The sequence below is a fragment of the Bradyrhizobium iriomotense genome, from assembly GCF_030160715.1.
Lineage (GTDB): Bacteria > Pseudomonadota > Alphaproteobacteria > Rhizobiales > Xanthobacteraceae > Bradyrhizobium > Bradyrhizobium iriomotense.
Window position 1 is genome coordinate 12,342 of sequence record NZ_BSOW01000033.1, and the last position, 17,843, is coordinate 30,184.

At 57.9% G+C, this 17,843-nt stretch carries 15 protein-coding genes; 3 read left to right on the plus strand and 12 right to left on the minus strand.

All coding sequences use genetic code 11. The annotated features are described in order from the left end of the window. Nucleotides 1-15 precede the first annotated feature (15 nt). From trbJ to QQL28_RS35440, 11 genes are all read right to left on the minus strand, one after another. Nucleotides 16-750 carry a P-type conjugative transfer protein TrbJ gene (gene trbJ / locus QQL28_RS35390; protein WP_284273191.1) on the minus strand — a complete coding sequence of 245 codons (735 nt, stop codon included), beginning with the start codon at nucleotides 748-750 and terminating at the stop codon, nucleotides 16-18. Continuing rightward, the gene (gene trbE / locus QQL28_RS35395; RefSeq protein WP_284273193.1) at nucleotides 750-3,188 is read right to left on the minus strand and encodes a conjugal transfer protein TrbE; all 2,439 of its coding nucleotides are present in this window, start codon (nucleotides 3,186-3,188) and stop codon (nucleotides 750-752) included. Before trbE ends, trbJ begins: the two co-directional genes overlap by 1 nt. Before the next feature lie 8 nt (nucleotides 3,189-3,196). Then, a complete protein-coding gene (locus tag QQL28_RS35400; RefSeq protein ID WP_284273276.1) occupies nucleotides 3,197-3,460 on the minus strand; it encodes a VirB3 family type IV secretion system protein in 264 nt (87 codons plus the stop codon). Further along, a complete protein-coding gene (locus QQL28_RS35405; RefSeq protein ID WP_284273278.1) occupies nucleotides 3,457-3,744 on the minus strand; it encodes a TrbC/VirB2 family type IV secretion system protein in 288 nt (95 codons plus the stop codon). Before QQL28_RS35405 ends, QQL28_RS35400 begins: the two co-directional genes overlap by 4 nt. Nucleotides 3,745-3,779: 35 nt before the next feature. After that, the gene (trbB, locus tag QQL28_RS35410) at nucleotides 3,780-4,748 is read right to left on the minus strand and encodes a P-type conjugative transfer ATPase TrbB (RefSeq protein ID WP_284273195.1); all 969 of its coding nucleotides are present in this window, start codon (nucleotides 4,746-4,748) and stop codon (nucleotides 3,780-3,782) included. A gap of 201 nt (nucleotides 4,749-4,949) precedes the next feature. Beyond that, on the minus strand, nucleotides 4,950-6,257 hold the full coding sequence (locus QQL28_RS35415) for an MFS transporter (protein ID WP_431309698.1): 1,308 nt from the start codon (nucleotides 6,255-6,257) through the stop codon (nucleotides 4,950-4,952). 103 nt (nucleotides 6,258-6,360) lie between these two features. Further along, nucleotides 6,361-7,014, minus strand: coding sequence for a hypothetical protein (locus QQL28_RS35420; protein ID WP_284273197.1), 654 nt, complete (start codon nucleotides 7,012-7,014; stop codon nucleotides 6,361-6,363). A 2,024-nt stretch (nucleotides 7,015-9,038) separates the two neighbouring features. Beyond that, entirely contained in the window at nucleotides 9,039-9,932 is an 894-nt protein-coding gene (locus QQL28_RS35425; protein ID WP_284273199.1) for an ImmA/IrrE family metallo-endopeptidase, read from the minus strand. Continuing rightward, nucleotides 9,929-10,438, minus strand: a complete 510-nt coding sequence (locus QQL28_RS35430) for a helix-turn-helix domain-containing protein (protein WP_284273200.1) — start codon at nucleotides 10,436-10,438, stop codon at nucleotides 9,929-9,931. The genes QQL28_RS35425 and QQL28_RS35430 overlap by 4 nt, the downstream gene beginning before the upstream one ends. Next, the gene (locus QQL28_RS35435) at nucleotides 10,419-11,081 is read right to left on the minus strand and encodes a GNAT family N-acetyltransferase (RefSeq protein WP_284273201.1); all 663 of its coding nucleotides are present in this window, start codon (nucleotides 11,079-11,081) and stop codon (nucleotides 10,419-10,421) included. The genes QQL28_RS35430 and QQL28_RS35435 overlap by 20 nt, the downstream gene beginning before the upstream one ends. Further along, nucleotides 11,078-11,290, minus strand: a complete 213-nt coding sequence (locus QQL28_RS35440) for a transcriptional regulator (protein ID WP_253595214.1) — start codon at nucleotides 11,288-11,290, stop codon at nucleotides 11,078-11,080. Before QQL28_RS35440 ends, QQL28_RS35435 begins: the two co-directional genes overlap by 4 nt. A 328-nt stretch (nucleotides 11,291-11,618) precedes the next feature. Here QQL28_RS35440 and QQL28_RS35445 point away from each other — a divergent pair, with 328 nt between their 5' ends. The 3 genes from QQL28_RS35445 (at nucleotide 11,619) to QQL28_RS35455 (ending at nucleotide 13,973) form a co-directional block, all read left to right on the plus strand. After that, nucleotides 11,619-11,879: a hypothetical protein gene (locus QQL28_RS35445; RefSeq protein WP_284273202.1), complete on the plus strand. Its 261-nt coding sequence runs from the start codon at nucleotides 11,619-11,621 to the stop codon at nucleotides 11,877-11,879. Between the two features lie 256 nt (nucleotides 11,880-12,135). Then, the gene (locus QQL28_RS35450) at nucleotides 12,136-13,206 is read left to right on the plus strand and encodes a ComEC/Rec2 family competence protein (RefSeq protein ID WP_284273203.1); all 1,071 of its coding nucleotides are present in this window, start codon (nucleotides 12,136-12,138) and stop codon (nucleotides 13,204-13,206) included. Then, nucleotides 13,203-13,973: a hypothetical protein gene (locus tag QQL28_RS35455; protein ID WP_284273204.1), complete on the plus strand. Its 771-nt coding sequence runs from the start codon at nucleotides 13,203-13,205 to the stop codon at nucleotides 13,971-13,973. Before QQL28_RS35450 ends, QQL28_RS35455 begins: the two co-directional genes overlap by 4 nt. A 455-nt stretch (nucleotides 13,974-14,428) precedes the next feature. Here the strand turns inward: QQL28_RS35455 and QQL28_RS35460 are convergent, their stop codons facing one another. After that, the gene (locus tag QQL28_RS35460; RefSeq protein WP_284273206.1) at nucleotides 14,429-17,824 is read right to left on the minus strand and encodes a TM0106 family RecB-like putative nuclease; all 3,396 of its coding nucleotides are present in this window, start codon (nucleotides 17,822-17,824) and stop codon (nucleotides 14,429-14,431) included. Between the last annotated feature and the right edge of the window lie 19 nt (nucleotides 17,825-17,843).

Below are 17,843 nucleotides of genomic sequence, written 5' to 3' on the forward strand. Positions count from 1 at the left end.
ATCTGTTTGTCGACATTAGTGAAACATCTGCACTGTTGTGGATTGGTAGCCTTGTCCCTGGCTCAAGAAACGCCTGAGCTGCTCCCTGCCCTGATCCTGGGCGGCCGCTCGCTCTGCCTGCTCCAAAGTTTGAGCACGCCCCTGCGCGGCAATCGCCGCAGTGAGATCGGCGAGCTGCTGGTTTTGAAGGGCAAGCAGCTGATTGCCGGCTTGGCTCGCCTGCAGCGCACCACTGGCGCCCTGGCTCGCATTCACGACGGCCGACATCTGGGTGCGGTTGGTGTCGAGATTGCCGACCACGGTCGCCTGCACGCGCATAGCATCCTGCAAGCCGGCAATAGCGTTCTGCCAGCGTGTTTGCGCATTTGCGATCAGCGCCTGGGCGGGCTGGCTTGAAGAGGCTGGTGCGTAGGTGGATGAGAACGCGCGGTCAATCTGCTGCACATCATAGGCGATGCGTTGCGCCTGACTGAGCAACTGCTGGGTACGCTGGATCGACTGCTCAAGCTGCTGCAGCGAAGAATACGGTAGGCTCGCCAGATTTTTGGCCTGGTTGACCAGCATCAGCGCCTGGTTTTGCAGCGATGTGATCTGGTTATTGATCTGCTGCAATTCGCGGGCAGCAGTCAGCACATTTTGCGCGTAGTTGTTGGGATCGAACACGATCCACTGGGCCCTGGCCTCTCGGGGCACCTGGAAAACGGCAGCAGCAATCAAGCCTGCCGCTACGAGCTGAGTTAGACGTTTCATCAGAGGCTCCCTGCCTTTGCAAGTTGCGGAATGAGGTCGCAGGCCCAGGCGAGCTCGCGCGCCTTGAGCCAGCCCGTCACGAAATTTTCCCTTCCGTGCTCGGCTAGGACACGGTCAATCAGGGCCTGGTCGGCCTTCGAAGAGCTGGCTGTGAAAGCGAGCGCGACCTCGCCGAGGCCCAGCTCGAACAGACGATTGCCCCGACGGGACTGGCAGTAGTAGTCGCGTTTCGGTGTTGCGCGTGCCAGGATCTCGATCTGCCGGTCATTGAGGCCAAAGCGGCGATAAATTGCCGTGATCTGCGGTTCGATGGCGCGGTCGTTTGGCAGCAGGATTCGGGTCGGACAGCTTTCGATGATCGCTGGCGCAATGGGCGAGCCATCAATGTCCGCAAGCGACTGGGTCGCAAAGACAACCGAGGCGTTCTTCTTGCGAAGCGTCTTCAGCCATTCCCGGAGTTGCCCGGCAAAATGGGCGTCATCGAGTGCGAGCCAACCCTCATCAATCATGAGAAGGGTCGGACGGCCGTCAAAACGGTCCTCGATCCGATGAAACAGATAGGAAAGGACGGCAGGGGCGACAGCCGTCCCGATCAGCCCATCGGTCTCAAACACCTGGACAGAGGAGGCGCGAAGTTGCTCGCTTTCCCCATCGAGCAAGCGATCATATGGACCGCCCAGACAATAGGGCTGCAGCGCGCGCTTCACCATATTGGACTGGAGAAGCACCGATAGTCCCGTCAGGGTGCGCTCAAGAACAGGCGCCGAAGCCAGGGACGTGAGCGCAGACCAAATGTGCTCTCTAACCTCAGGCGTGACCTCGACCCGCTCGCGGGACAGGATCGAGGCAATCCAGTCGGCCGCCCAACCGCGTTCGGAGACTTCGTCGATCTTTGCGAGCGGTTGCAGTGCAACAAATTCGGACGATTCTCCCGCGACCGCACCACCAAGATCATGCCAGTCGCCGCCCATGGCGATGGCCGCGGCCCGGACCGAGGCGCCAAAGTCGAAGGCAAAGATCTGTGCCTCCGGGTAGCGGCGGAACTGCAGAGCCATCATCGCCAGGAGAACGGACTTACCGGCGCCGGTTGGCCCTATAATAAGAGTGTGCCCGACGTCGCCGACATGCAGTGAAAACCGAAACGGCGTCGATCCCTCGGTCTTGCCAAAGAATAGAGGTGGCGCCTTGAAGTGATGGTCTCTCACCTCCCCTGCCCATACGGCCGATAGCGGGACCATATGAGCCAGATTAAGGGTCGAAATCGGCGGCTGGCGGACATTGGCGTAGACGTGTCCGGGCAGGCTGCCAAGCCAAGCCTCGACTGCATTGACAGTTTCGATCATGCAGGTGAAATCGCGGCCCTGGATCACCTTTTCGACCAGACGCAGCTTTTCGTCGGCGACGCGCGGATTGGTATCCCAGATGGCGACGATCGCGGTGACAAAGGCTTCGCCGATCTGATCGGAGCCTAATTCCTGCAGGGCCGCATCAGCATCGATGGCCTTATTGTTCGCATCAGTATCAAGAAGAGCTGACGCCTCGTTGGTCATCACCTCTTTCAGGATCGCCGCGATCGACTTGCGCTTGGCAAACCACTGACGGCGGATTTTTGTGAGGAGCCTTGTCGCGTCGCCCTTGTCGAGCATGATGGCCCGGGTCGACCAGCGATATGGAAATGCCAAGCGGTTCAGATCGTCCAGAATCCCAGGCGTCGTAGCGCTTGGAAATCCGACCACCGTCAGAACGCGGATGTGGGCTTGACCCAGCATCGGCCCGAGCCCGCCGGTTAGCGGTTGATCGGCGAGCAAGGCGTCGAGATACATGGGAATCTCGGGCACTCGGACCCGATGCCGCTTCGTCGAGATGGTGGAATGCAGGTAGGTTAGGGTGGCCTCGTCATCGAGCCAGCCGCATTCCGGCATGAACCCTTCCATGAGTTGGAGAACGCGATTGGTGCGATCGAGAAATCCGCTCAGTATTTCTCGCGAATCTTCGCCAACCGTCCGCTGGCCGCCCTCATAGAGCAGCCGTTCTGCGACCGCGACGCTTTCAGCTGGCGGCAGATAGAGGAAAGTCAGGTAGTAGCTCGACTCGTAGTGAGCGCCCTCCTCTTCGAATTGGGCCTTTCGCTCGGCGTCGACCAGGGCCGAAGCCACGTCGGGAAAGGTGTCTGGAGGGTAGGCGCCTGCGGCATGGCGCTGCGCCTCCACAAACACCGCCCAGCCGGATCCGAGACGGCGCAGCGCATTGTTCAACCTGCCGGCAACCGCGACAAGTTCGGCCGGCACGGCACTTTCGAGATCTGGTCCCCGGAATCTGGCCGTCCGCTGAAACGAGCCATCCTTATTGAGGACCACCCCCTCATCAACCAGCGCCGCCCAGGGCAGAAAGTCGGCAAGACGCGTGTTTGAGCGCTGGTATTCAGCAAGATTCATCATGGGACAATTCACGTGTTAAGGTGACCGGGAATGCGGACGTGGCGGCGCACGACTTCGACGAAATCCGGATCGCGCTTGGCGGCCCAGACGGCGGCCATATGGCCGATGAACCAGAGCAGGAGGCCTGCGATCCAGAGCCGCAAACCCAATCCAAGTGCTGCCGCCAAAGTGCCGTTGAGGATCGCAACGGAACGCGGTGCACCGCCCATCAGGATCGGTTCCGTCAAGGCGCGATGGACTGGTGCCACAAAACCTGGGACCTCCTCCATCAGATCATCACTCCGCCGCCAAAGGAGAAGAACGAGAGAAAGAAGCTCGAGGCGGCAAAAGCGATCGACAGACCGAATACGATCTGCACCAGACGGCGAAATCCGCCCGAGGTATCTCCAAATGCCAGCGACAGCCCGGTCACGATGATGATGATGACCGCAAGGATCTTGGCGACGGGCCCCTCAACCGATTGCAGGATCTGGTTGAGCGGCTGCTCCCATGGCATGTTCGAGCCAGCGGCCGATGCAGGAAGCGCGCCGGAGAACAGGAGCGCCAGTGCCGCGATCGCGACGAGGGCCGTGTTGCGGGGCGATCTCAAGCTCAAGGTTGATCTCCTATTGGTAAAAGGCTGTAGTCGCCGGACGGTCCGAGCGTTGATACGCGAGCAAGCTCGGCGAGCCGCCGATCGGCGCCGCGGCCAACAAGAACGGCAATCACGTTGATCGTTTCAGCAATAAGCGCGCGCGGGACGGTGACCACGGCCTCCTGAATGAGCTGCTCGAGCCGGCGTAATGCCCCGAGTGCAGTCCCGGCATGTATGGTTCCGATCCCGCCCGGATGGCCTGTCCCCCAGGCTTTAAGGAGGTCGAGAGCTTCGGCTCCGCGTACCTCACCAATCGGAATACGATCGGGCCGAAGGCGCAGCGAGGCGCGAACAAGATCTGATAGAGAGATCACGCCGTCCCGGGTGCGCAGCGCAACGAGATTCGGCGCTTTGCATTGAAGCTCCCTTGTATCTTCAATGAGGACCACGCGGTCTGCCGTCTTGGCGACCTCCGCAAGAAGCGCATTTGTCAGGGTGGTTTTCCCGGTAGAGGTACCGCCCGCGACCAGGATGTTATGGCGAGCAGCGACGGCTGTTCGAAGAGCGCCGGCCTGCTCCATGGTCATGGTCCCGGCGGCGACATAGTCCTCGAGAGAGAATACTGCCACGGCTGGCTTGCGGATCGCGAATGCGGGGGCGGCAACGACGGGGGGCAGCAGACCTTCAAATCGCTCCCCCGTCTCCGGTAGCTCGGCCGAGACACGCGGTGCACCCGCATGAACCTCCGCGCCGACGTGGTGAGCGACTAGCCGAATGATCCGTTCTCCGTCGGGAGCGGACAGGCTTTTGTCGGTCTCGGTCAGGCCACTCGACAGCCGATCGATCCATAGCCGACCGTCTGGGTTGAGCATCACCTCGACAATCTCGGGATCTTCCAGAAAGCACGTAATGGCGGGGCCAAGGGCAGTGCGCAGCATGCGTGCCCCGCGCGAGATCACCTCCGGCTGAAAGCGTTGGATTGTCATTGAGGTCCCAAGAGCTGAGGCACCCCAAGCGGCCTCAGATGGGTATGATTAGAAAAGCAGGTCCTTCATTGGCGCAACGCGCGACGCGCGGTGATCGTATGTTGGCGTAGAAAAAGAAAGATCGAACCAGAAAGGCGCGCGCGCAGTTGTTGATGCTCTCACGGATTAGGCGCCGAAGTGGAGTTAGCCGATACGCTCGCATTACCATTCCTCGTCTTCAGGCTCGTGTACGCCAGCTTCTGCTGATGTCACGGAGACATCAACCGGGTCTGTATTTGTTTCGGGATGGCGGAAGAAGAAGAACTTGGCAACTCGCTTGCTCAAAAGGCCAAGCCACGGGATCACAAACCAGCCTAGCGCCAGAATCTGCACTCCAACGGCGGATGCGAACGCAACCTGGTAGGCAATAATCGGATAGTGGCCGTCCTGAGCGGGCCATTGGTCAAGGATGAGTCCAGTCCCGTATTGGACGATGAAACACCAGCCGAAGTGAAGAACGTTCAAGCCGGCATTTGCTCTGCCGGTGAGCTCTCTTGGGAAATACTCCGCTAAGATCGCATAGCTGAGGACCGTCGCTGCACCGAGAATTGAGATGACGAGCCATGGCAATAGCGATGGCAACGGCAGGCGCAAGATCAATGCAAGCTCAGCCACGACAAACAACACCGTCACCGCCGCGAACAGAACTTCTGACCCGATCCCGCGTCGGCGTAGCCGATCAGCCAACGTGCCAAGTAGCAACGCCCCGGCGCTAATTCCAAGTGCCATGATGAAGAGCTGTGTGATCGAGGATTCGCGATCGAGTCCTTCGACATTCGTCAGCCAAGATGCTGCCCACAAGGCCTGCATTGACCAGGCTGACCCAATACAGCTTGCCGACAGCGGTGCTATCCGCCAGAACCCCCGATCTCTGTAGATCGCACTCATTTTTACGCCGGCAGGCTGCGTCGCCTGTGGTCGCGCGGCATCGGGAACCACCCAGAAGATCAGGAGGGCCGCAGCGAAAGTTGCAAGGGCCAAGAGTTCAAATAGCCCACGCCACCCTGTGTATGCCAACAGCCACTGAGTTGGCGTTGTTGCGGTCACCGCACCTAGTGCACCGAGCATGATCATGTAGCCGTTTGCCAAGGCGACGCGTTCCCTCGGGAACCAGGTGACAATGGCCTTCAGCCCTGCCATTGCTGCAGCCGAGACACCGATGCCGATCATCGCACGCGCAACAAGAAGCGCCTTGAAGTCGCTAGCCGCTCCAAATAGAGCCGCCCCGCCGCCGGCAACAAGCAGGAGCACGCTCTGGACCCGACGCGGGCCAAATCGATCTAGCAGCGTCCCAATCGGAATCTGGACGCCGGCGAACACCAGAAAATAAACCGACGTCAACAGGCCAAGATTGGCAGCATCGAGACCTAGGTCAGCTGAAAGCTGTCCCGAGATCAGCGTGTTGATGGTCCGGAACAGATAGGAAAGGTAGTAACCGGCGACGAAAGGGAGGAAAACACAGCCGATCAAGCGCCAAGTCGGAAGCCCGCGCCCCTCTGAGGATGCGGAAGGATTGAGATTGGATGGGCGTCTTTTTAAATCTTGCGTGCGGATCCGGCCGTCAACAGCCGGTTTAGCAGAACGCGTTTGGTAGAATTTGAAAGTTGCGGTTGCTGCCGCCCTCCTCGGCGGCAGCGCTCGTGTCGGCGGTTGCGTCTAGAATGATGGCCGCAGGACCTTCCTGGGTAGATTCCGCAGAAACTTGCGAATCATCTTCGACCGCATGACCAGAATCCCGTGAGGCATTTATTTGGTCGATCGTCTCCCTCAGCAAGGGTCGGTTCGAGCGCACGCGCCGGTCAACCTGTTCGGCCAAGGCCTTGAATCGCTCTTGTCCGAGCGCACACGCTTCAGGCTGCTGCGATTGCGGCATCTGAGGCGTGACGGTGAGATGATAGCGGGCGTGCAGCGCAACCGTCTCGGCGATCGTGCGGACGTCGCTGTCCAGACGTTCAAGTTGCCTGTTGATCCGATCGAGCGCCTCGTGAATGAGACCTTCGATCGGCGGCGCTGGGTCAAGGAAGCGTTCAAGAGCGGCCTCCACAACCATGCTCTTGCCGAGGCCGGGACGGTCAGTTGCAACGTCGAGACGGCGGACAATCTTTTCGGAAAGCTGAACCGTGATCTTTCTCGTTGCTGCAGTATTTTGCTGCCCTGTTCGCTCGGCAGTATCGTGTTTTTCCAACTTTGGCCCGCTCGCCTCGTCAATTGCTGTGTTGAAGGCCATGCTCGGCTCTCCCCGGATACAGAAAAGGTCCATCGCGCCCATGACTGAGCGCGCGTGAAATCGGTTAGAAATGACGTGATTGCCTCACCGACGATGGGACGACACAAAGGGCAGGAGGGCTGCTGCTTTCAACGCGGGAAACTCGGAAGCGTAGTCTGGCGTAGCGAAAGAAAGGAAAGGCGAGCTCGCGCTGTCGGAGTTGCCCGCACCCTTCGCCCCGCCTCAACGTTCAGGCTAACGTCCTTCACCGCAGGCCGCATCTGCGCTTTGCGCCGATTAGAGGTTCGACCAATGCATCGTAGGGCTCGCGTGCTTTCGCTTGCGCCTCCGGTTACGCCATATTCACACCGCTTGCGATAACCGACATGAGTGCAATGCTCGCGATGAACCCGGCAAACGCGGGCGCAGCGCGAAAGCGGGACAGCATCAGAAATAGTCGATCAGCGGCCGCGTGACATTGATGTAGGCGGATTTGGCCGGCGTCAGACTGACGCCGGCGGCGAACAGAGCGAGCGCCCAATAGCGTCAGCGCGCGTGCGCAAAAAAGCCATACGCGAGCGCGGCATCAACCTTTGGTATCAGCACGGCACCGTCGACGGTTGCTATGCGCGTATTTCCTGAGCTTCGCTACCCCCATCGTGCAGGAAATCATCACGAGGGGAATGTGGCGCCATCTAAGTCGCGTCGCGATTCGCAACGCAAAGCCCGGCGCGCGGATCGGAGCTCGAATGGAACTACTTGGCCAAGATCGGCTTAAGCTACCTGAGATAGATGACCCGGCGAGTGACGCATGCTCAGGAATTGGTCTCGACGATGGACCAAAGAAGACGACAAACGCCTTCTCGAATTCGTTTCAAAGAACGAAATACCGAGGCGAATTTCTATCCTGCTTGAGAGAAGCGAACGCGCTGTCGCTCAACGGGTCAGGAATTGCGACCAAAGCCTCCAAGGCGCCAGCCTTCCCCCTAAAAACGGACGCAAACATTGCGCGTACCCGCCGTGCCGGGACCATTGCGGCCTGCGATAATTAGGAGGGCCTCAGAACGGCCACAAGTGGGCAAGAAGCAACTCTTAATGTTGTGGTAGCTGAAAACTTGTACAAGCCTTTCTGTGCAGGGAGCCGCTGTGTCAGACACCATAGAAGCGAAAATGCATCGCCCGCGCTAGTGCAAATCAAGGATCTTTTTTCGGAATCTCTGGCGCCACCAAGTCGATTGCCGACGGAATCGTTAGAGGAGTAGGTGAGTGGGCTCGGCCGTGGCAGGCGAAACGGCAAGCCAAAGCCGACGTCGAAATCTTTTGGCTTTGGACAGACGCACTAAGAGACACAGGACTACCATTGAACATCGCCGAGCTATCTCTCGGCGATCGAACTGCCATTCGTGTAACGGCGCAGGAGCAAAGCCATCAGTTGAACCGAGAGGCTGTTGCCGCCTGTGCAGTTGAGGAGGTTCGGACGAATGTAGAAGATCTGAGCATGTCAAAGGGGCTGCCCTTTAGGAGTGCAGTTCGCGCTCCGCCTAAGCCTGCAGTTACATACAGCCCTTCAGGCGCGAACAAGCTCTGGCTTCTTGCGCTTGATGGCCTTTCGGCGCAGAGGCAACGTCTTCCATTGATTTGATTATAACTGGGGGCCGCTTCGGAAAGCGGGCGACTACTTCTAGCGAGCCGCCCATAGCCTCAACGTAGCTTCGCATGGTGGACGAGCTCTGCGGATATCCTGCAAGGTGAGCTCTTCGGCAATCGATTCCTGCGCCCTGGCCTCAAGCCGGAACTGCCCGATTGACTTATCGTTTGCAGCGGAAGCGTCGGTAGCGAGTCCACGAAGGCGCGAAGCGAACTCGCGCCCTTCGCCACTTCCGGCGATTTTGAAAAATGAATGGACGACAGCTATTTGGCTCACCGCGGCCGGCCATTTCGATCATCATCTAAGGCGTCCTCCCGTGCCCCCCCAAGCATACCTCTCAGTCAAGGTCTGCTGTTGCTCATGGCTGCGCTGATTATCGTAGCCGGTGGCTCGAGAGCTAACTGTATGCGCCCAGCGTTAGGGCATCGTAGCCGTTGTAGAACGTTTCGAACTTAAAGGCGCAGCTCTCAGCACGAACGTTTGTCAGGGATATTTTGGCCTCGCCCAGGGGCCCGCCGGACTGACGTCCGCAATAGAGCTTCGCGATTTCAAATACGTCGTTCTCGTTCACATGCGGAAACTGCTCGTCAAACGCCCGAGAACGAATGAAATACCGGCACACCGGCACCGCGACCGCACTTTGCACGGGACGATGTGGATGGATAGAAACGAGCCCGACCAGGGGGCGCTCGTCGCCCATGCATTCGACAAAGCGCCATAGTGTCGAAGTGAGGGTATTGCCGTAAAGCTTTGAAAGCGTTTTTACGGCATCGAGGCCGATGGCGAAATCTGCGCCTTCTCGCAAGAATCGCTCGCCCAGAAACAGCAGCCGGCCTGCGCCGAAATTGGCCTCGTCCTCCAACTTCTCGTGACAGGACGGCGTGAGCGTTTGCTCCGTATCGCCAAAGAGGCAGTCGCGGTGCCATGGCAGCACCGAGTGCGTCACTTCGTGCGCCTCTATCCAGCGATGCTTGATCTTCGGTACGCTGTTATCGATCAGGATGCGCTTGTGATCCGGCAGCCACAGCGCTTTGAGTTGAAACTTGGTCAGCGCATCGCCGAGCAGCGATGGTCGATTGATGACCTGCTTGGCACCAACGAACATACGACTGATCGTCTCCCGGAAAATGCCGGAGTCAGTCGAGCTGTAAAACTTGGTATCGAGCCGCAATAATTCGCGCACATCCTCGATGCGGAGCGGAGGCTCAGGGTTGCCAAGACCTCGAAGAATTTTAGCAATTTGGCCGTCTATGTCTTCTGCAGTATGTCTTCTTAAAAATGCATTCTTCACTTTTCACGCGAATCCTTCTCTGCCCATTCCGTTAGAACAGCCACGAAGTGTTCTACGGCAGTTGCTTCTTCATTTGTAAGCTTGGCCACTGGTTCAGAACTAGCGGCGAATTTAACGGCCTCTTGAAGTAGATCGCCTCGTGGTATGGACGATCCTGCAAGCAACAATAGAGCTCGCGGCTGCAAATGAAAAACTTCGGCGAGTTGGTGCACAGTGCGAGGCTCAGGTCGGAATTCGTGATCCTTTTCGATCAACAATAGCTCATCTACATCGACACGCGCACGTTGGGCTAGTCTCTCTATCGTGTATGATTGTTGTCTGCGTAGTAAATTGACGAGACGACCAAAAGCTAAATGCGCTGTCTCAGTCGTCCTATCGATCAACGGTTCGGCTTTTACTGCCATGCTGGCGAGCGGATCAAAAGCTACGAAGCCGGCGCCAACTTCTTGATCACCCTCACGATCCGCGGCGGCCAGGCACCATTCATCACTGAGATTCAATTTCATTTTTCCCTCCTTGAATGAAGGCTCGCGCAGCGATTTCCGTCATCTCGAAGTAGCGGAGCGGGAAATTAGCGTAGGTGTTGTCTGGGCCGAGATCAGCCATACCGATGTTAGTCCGATAGAAGTCTTCTGATTGTGGAAGAGAGTGCAGGCCGACCCGACCCTTAAAGCTCTCGTCCAGGCTGAGCTGAACCGCCGTGGCGATCAGGATGCTGCCTACGCCTCTAAACCTTGGCTGCGCAACGTGTTCGGGGCGATTCCAAGGCGCACTTTCGAGGTAGTCGACATAAGCGAGGCCGAGACCGGTCCTGCCCTTGTCATCTGCCACGCGGGTACGATGCCGGGGATCGGTTGCCACGGCCATCAGACCTTGCGTATCGCCCTGACAAACGACCACGAACATTCGATAGGCGAGCAAGTTCTGGAAGTGCGCCGCCTTCTTGTCCCATTCCCAATGGCTGCTTTGCGGGAGAGCGCTTTTGGCACCCTGTTGCTCGAGCCGAAGGCGCGTTGCCTCGATGATTGGCTTCCATTTGGTTTGCCAATTCGCCAAGTGGCTTTGATCGACACCATCGTAAACTTCCGCGACGACCCCCGCATTTGTTGCGGTTTCCCGTAGTTTAACTGTGCCTATCAACGAGCTCATAGGATAGCGAGTTCCGCTTTTTCCTTTGTCAGGGCATTCTCGACGAATACCTTTTCGCCGCTCGCGATGCGAGCGTCAATGAGCTGATACAGCTTTAGCGCCTGCCGCAAAACACCGGTCTTGGTCAGATCTTTGGCCACAGCCATCTGTTCGAGCGCCGACATCTCGGCGTCCGTCAGATTCAGGGTCATGGTCCTTTTTGCGTTCATCGCCTTCCTCCTCCACCGGAAAATAGTTCGCGATTCGTCCCATGTCAATAAAAATAGATCATTTTATGGCTATTGCACAATTATTTTTTATATATATACTGGCCATTAATTGAAGGTTGAGGAGCCCCGAAATGGCCAAAAGCCAGCATGCCGTTTCTCATCTGGGACTGTCGGGACCTGTCGGCGGCTCGCTCGCTGCCGCAGCTCACAGGCGGCAAAGCGACGCCATCGATGCCGGGTCCGCAGCACTGCGAGCAACCGGCAAGGCCAGATCGGCGCCCGCGGCGGCAACGATCTGCATCCGCCGCAGCATTGAAGGAGGACATGCATGCAGTTCGACGGCGCCGTTATCCGCGAGCAAGGCGTCACGTTCGCAATCGTGATTGTGAAGCCGCACGTGTTGACCACAACGCTGGAGGCAAATCGCACCATCTCCGGCTTTGCGCCGGCCTTTCCGGGTCTGCCCGTTGTCTTGATGGCTCAGGATAGTCGTGGGCGAGCCACGTACTACGGCCGACGCGACATCACGAATTTCCTCTCGCGCATCTCACCGTCGCGCATTCCCTGGAAGCGCTACACCGTCAGCTAAGGAAAGATTGCAATGGCGCCTTTCAAACGTATCCACCACCTCGTCCGCCCGAGCCGATTGATCGTCTTCAAAATCTGAAAACGATCCAGCCCATCGGCAAAACGAAGTGGATCAAGGCTCATTGGCGCTACGACTACGATCGGCGTCAATGGGAATGGGTGCTCGGTCACTGGGCCAGGTAGACCGCGCTGGGGAACTCCGGCGTGGCGAGGAGCCCAATCCGTTTCATTCACCTTCAATAGCGAGCGAAACCAAGATGTACGAGATCGACTTCCTGCCCGTTGGCAATAGCAACGGAGATGCCATCTGCCTTCAATATAGCGTACCCGGCGGCGTACTCGTCCACGTCGTGGACGGTGCATATACTGAAACGGGCACAAAAATCGTCGAACACATTAGACAATATTACGGCGCGAACTTCTTTATCAACCACATGGTCCTGTCGCATGCAGACAATGACCACGCGACCGGCCTGGTCGAGGTGATGAAGAACATGAAGGTTCAAAATCTTTGGATGAACCGCCCTTGGCTCTATGCGGCAGAAACTCTGCAGCATTTCCACGGCCTCTACACGGTTGATGGCCTCGTGAAGAAGATGCGCGAGATGCACCCCTACTTGGTGGATCTCGAAAATCTTGCCGCACAACAGGGCACGATGATCCACGACGTATTCCAGGGAGCTCAGATCGGCAACTTTACCGTGCTGGCGCCATCTCGCGAACGCTACGTCCGCCTGATTCCGGATCTTGATAAAACACCGACACGGCACAGCGCTGCGGATTCCCTCACGAATTACCTCGTCGAAGCTCTGAAAAAGGCACGCGACTATCTCTATGAGACCTGGGACATCGAAACCCTCTCTAACGATCCCGACCCCACCTCGGCTTCAAACGAAACGAGTGTCGTGCAACTGGGCGTCCTCGACGGCTCTCATATCCTGCTGACCGCGGACGTAGGACCCGATGGCCTCAACGAAGCTGCCGACTATGCCGCGCGATTGGGCCTGCTCAAGCCACCGAGCTTCGTTCAAGTTCCCCATCACGGAAGCCGTCGCAACGTGACGCCCTCTGTTCTTGATCGCTGGCTCGGCACAAAAATGGCCAACGGAATGAGTTTCGGTATCGCCTACTGCTCTGTTGGCGACAACAAGACGGACTACCCGCGTGGTCAGGTGAGCAACGCCTTCCTGCGTCGCGGCTATCCGGTCCACGTCACTCGCGGCGTCCAAAAGATGCATCAATCCGGCTCTCCAGGTCGAGGTTGGAGCCCGTCGATTCCCTTGCCCCTCGCGCAGGAAGTTGAAGACAAGGCCAAGTCCGCAGCATGAGCACATTTGGCAACACTGGCGCGTCGATGCTTAAATTCTTCGACGCCTACACGGTCCGAGCGCGGTTCATCCCCGCGATTCTCGGGGTAGCACCCGCGCTCGCGGCCGTTTTCCTTCTTATCCCTTGGAAGGACTTCGATCTTTACGTGGTTATCACGACGATAGCCACGTTGGGCCTCCTCTACGCGTTGTCTGACTGGGCCAGGAAGCAGGGACAAGCCATCGAACCCGGCTTATACAACGCAATCGGCGGGAAACCATCGATCACCATGATGCATCGATCGGACAATACGCTCGATCCTCTATCAAAGGATCGCTACCGCACGTTTCTCGCAACGAAAATCAAGCAGGCCGAGCCAACGGAAGCAGATGAGCAAGACGCCCCTGCCCTAGCTGACGCGTTTTACGAACTCGCCGGCACCTGGCTGCGTACAAACACACGCGACACCAAGAAATTTCCAATTCTCTTCAACGAGAACTGCGCTTACGGCTTTCGCCGCAACCTGCTCGGCGTGAAATGGCCTGCGCTTGCATTGAATGCGCTGGTCGTGCTGATCTGCAGCGCAGTCCTCTGGTGCGCCTGGCCTCTCAATATGAGCAGCAACATGGCAAAGCGTGTTCTGGTGGTTCTCATCGTTGCAGCTGCTCACGCGCTCTACTTTCTTCTTGGCGTCAAGAAGCGGAACGTGATAGCTGCGGCTCGTACGTATGGGCGCGAGCTTATCCTGTCGACGGAAGCGTTTATCAAAGGACGCCGAACGGGTTGATTTTCTCCATATCACGACGACCGTATTCCGAGCTGATAGCGAACAATGGCAGACACCGCGAAGACTTTGATAGCCAAAGCCTGGAAGAAGACGGGCATACGAAAAGCCTCGACGTGGCACGACCACCATCTATGCCGGCCATTCGATCCTTCTGTTGCCTTTCAAAATCATCTCGAGCTTACGACGAGTTACGTTATTGCCAAGCGTTCAGCTTGCCGCCCGGAGAGGCGATAAGACGCTCAAGCAGCGCTGCCGGAAACGGCGTTCGGCGGCCCGCGTCTTGATTGGCCCCGTCTGGCACTTGTAATTGTGCATCTAGCGACACAATTCAGCGCGTCCCCTGCCGAGGCATACCGCGCTTGTCCTCCGATCACGGCGGTTAGCTCGGCTTCCTCGCTAATTCCCCGTAGGCGTTAGGGCTTCGATGTCCCCTGGCGCGATATCCGCGACTAACATCACAAGGGGGTTGCCATCTCAAGATATCTGCAGAAAGCATTGGCAAGTTGCATTTGCCTTGGCGTTCGGCACTCAGCTTCAAAGACGCGTGGCGAGGCAACTACAACACAGATGCACTTGGCCCTTGAGGTCGCGACGTTAAGGCGATTGGCACTGTAAAGAAATTCCATACCGCGTGGAGCGTCGAGATGGCTCGATGTGGTCACGGAATAGATGACGATCGGAGCCTCCTGTCCTTGAAACTTGTCGACCGTGCCAATACGCCCACCGGGTATTCGCTCCTGCAACTCGAACACCTGAGCGTTATAGGGCGCGATGATCAGGATATCCTCGAGCTTAATGATGGCCTCGGCGCCATCTCGATCGACCCAAGTCGTGCCACTATCCAGGATATTGGTCACGAGCTCACGAATGGCGTCGGCTTCCTCTCGCGAGGAGTTCTGGTTGCCGGAATGCTCGATCGGAAGATAGCGAAGCCCCGCCCCTACCAGCCGCCCTGGTGACCTGATCTGTTGCCTCTCCAGACCTGGTCGAGAAAACAACCTGCCCTCGTAAAAGAGCTCCGAATTGAACGCGCAGATTTCGGGATGTAGCCGCCAGGTCTCCGGCAGGAACAAGCCCCGATCGGCTGGAATAGTGGCATGCGAGCCAAGGATGTGATCCAGCGCTGACGCCTCAGCGCCGTCCGGATGACTTCCTTGAATTGGTTGCTCAAGCTGCCGCGGATCACCGAGCAGCACGATGCTCTTCGCTGATTGAGATACTGCAAGGACGTTTGCAAGGGACATTTGGGCAGCTTCATCGATGAAGAGGACGTCAACGCACTGCGAAGCGTCTGACCTGGCCCAGAACCAGGCGGTCGCGCCGCCGACCCGACCGGCGCCACTGAGCGCGTCGAGGAATTCGTCATTGTCCTTGAGGAAAGTTAAACTGGGTAAGTCATCCTCATCGTCGGATACCTTTTGCACGCACTGTATGACCTGCTTCTCTGCCCTGGCCGCCTTGATCACCTCATCAAGCAGGTTGCGGATGACCTTGTGGCTGTTTGCCGTGATACCAATCCGCTTTCCCTCCTTTGCCAGGGCGCAGATCATACGGGCGCCCGTAAAGGTTTTTCCTGCTCCTGGAGGCCCTTGCAGAGGGAAAATGCTCTGATCGAGAGTAAGCCCCGCCCGTATTGCGGTGGCGAGCGTGGATTCACCATCTTGTTGAAGCGGCAGTCCCCGGAGGCGTGGCGCCATAGCCTGGATCAGATCTCGGCCTGCACGGTAGTCGCCGTTCCCCTCGATGCCGTGACTTGCCACATATTCGCCGAGCCGCACCACGGCCTCGGCAAGCACCTGAGTGTCGACAAAGCTGTGGGCGAAGATTGCCGTAGGATGAACATCCGCGGTATCCTTACGCTTCTTGATATCAATCGTTCGCTCTTCGAGTGATATCGCCGTGACATTTCCAAACTTCTCGCCTCCGAGGCTGCGTAGATCGTCACCCGTCCGGATGTCGGTATCCTGCGGGGCAAACCGGTAACGATGGATGGGTGCCTTGGCCGTTCCGCCTGCCTCCCCAACAAATGCCAAGTCCGCAAGGCCGCTGCGCTCGTGCAGGAGATCCTCGGCCGAAAGATCCCTCAGCCTAAAATACTCCCACCATACGGCTTTCTTCTCGCGACCGTGCCAATCCAGCATGGACGCAAGCAGCCATCGCGCCTTCTGCTCCTCTGTCCGCTCATTTGCGTCATCCGGGACGCCTTCGAGGAGCTGAGCCGCGAGCGCAGCCACTTTCTGTTGCCATGCGTCCAGCTCGGGACTGACTTCAACCGTCACCGCGCCTGGACGATCGATTGTCGCCCCCTTTGCGATTTGGTCGGCCCGAAGGGCCTCAAGCCAGCGTCGCAACGCTTCCGTGGACGCGCAGTCGTCACGATTATAGCCTTTGACAGCGACCTTATCTTCTTCTGGAATCCCTTCCGGATCGGCCATCTCCAGCCGCGCCTGGGTCCTGGCTAGGACTGCCCCGACCAGCTCCAGAGGGACGCATCGACCGAATCCGTAGAGCGGTTCGAGCTTCTTGATAGAATAGCTTTCGACGCTGGCGCGAATTGCGTGGCGTACCACCGAATAGAGATCAACGAACACTTCCCCGCGCAGAAGGTTGTCCACCTCATTCTCGCGCGTCGCATATCGCCCCATGAGCCGCTTGAGCGCAGCCGGCTCGTACGGAGCGAAGTGATAAATATGAAGATTGGGGTGGACCTTCTGCCGTTCCGTAACAAAATCGATGAAACGCTCGAAAGCTATCCTCTCTTCGTGGCGAGTAGACGCCCAATCACCGGTATACTGCCAGCTCCCCCTCTCATCTGCGTAGAGATATCCAAACAGGAACTCGAGCCCGGCATCACCGACAAACGGATCCCCCTCGAAGTCGAAAAAGATGTCGCCTGCTGACGGCTCCGGGAGACGATAGAGCCCAAAGTTCGGCTCAAGCGGCAAGACTTCGTGCAACATTGCATCTGCGATCCGCCCCTCGACCTGAATTCGCGCCTGTTCACGAACCTTCTCATAACTGTGAGTGGCACCGCGATCTGGCCTCCAGGGCAGAGGCATTGGCAAGGCGGCTAGCGCGGCCATCGTACCGACACCGTGCTTCTCAAATTCTCCGATCTGAGACTTGCTGATACCGGCGACGAGCGACATATGATCGTCCGCGCGCCTCTTTTCGTCACAGTGCCGGCGCCATCTGCAGACGTCGCAGTGCTCAATGGGTTCAGGGTAGGCGCTTGTAGCTGCCGGCGTAGCTACCGCACGCTCCAAGCTACCTCTAACGTGTCGATAGTAGGCCGCGTAGTCGGCGACTCGATATACTTCCGGTTCGAAATTTGTTCCCGGCGTCACGACACAAGCGGAAACGACAGCTGCTCCCTGCATGTTCGCTAGCAGATCGGAATAAAGGCTGATCTGAAGGATCGTATTGCCTTTGGTTTCCCTGGCGAGCTTCGTATCCGTAACCTCGTAGGACCACGCACCGAATTTGCTCGGCGTTTCCACGCGGCGCAAAATGTCGGCTCGACCGTTCCAGTTGCCAACCTGGAGAGCGCCCTGAGCGATGACAGCGTCGCCGCGTTCCATGGCCTCGAGCGTGGCAGTCAGCGCCGCATTGTCGACGCCGATTCCGTCGATCAAGATGACTGGCAAACCGCTTGATTTCAGATGGTCTATAAAGCCCTGCTCATGCTCAGATCCCCGCGCGGCTAGCGTCTCAAGGACAGGATCCCAGATCTTCGGCTTGGCCAATTCACCGTTGGCAACCTTAAGATCGAGGTTTGTCAGGTAGCGGCAGTTCAAGTGGCCGAGGAGATCGCGCGCGCTAAGGCTGAGCTTGACTCCAATCTTCTGCATTATCCCTCATCACCATCTT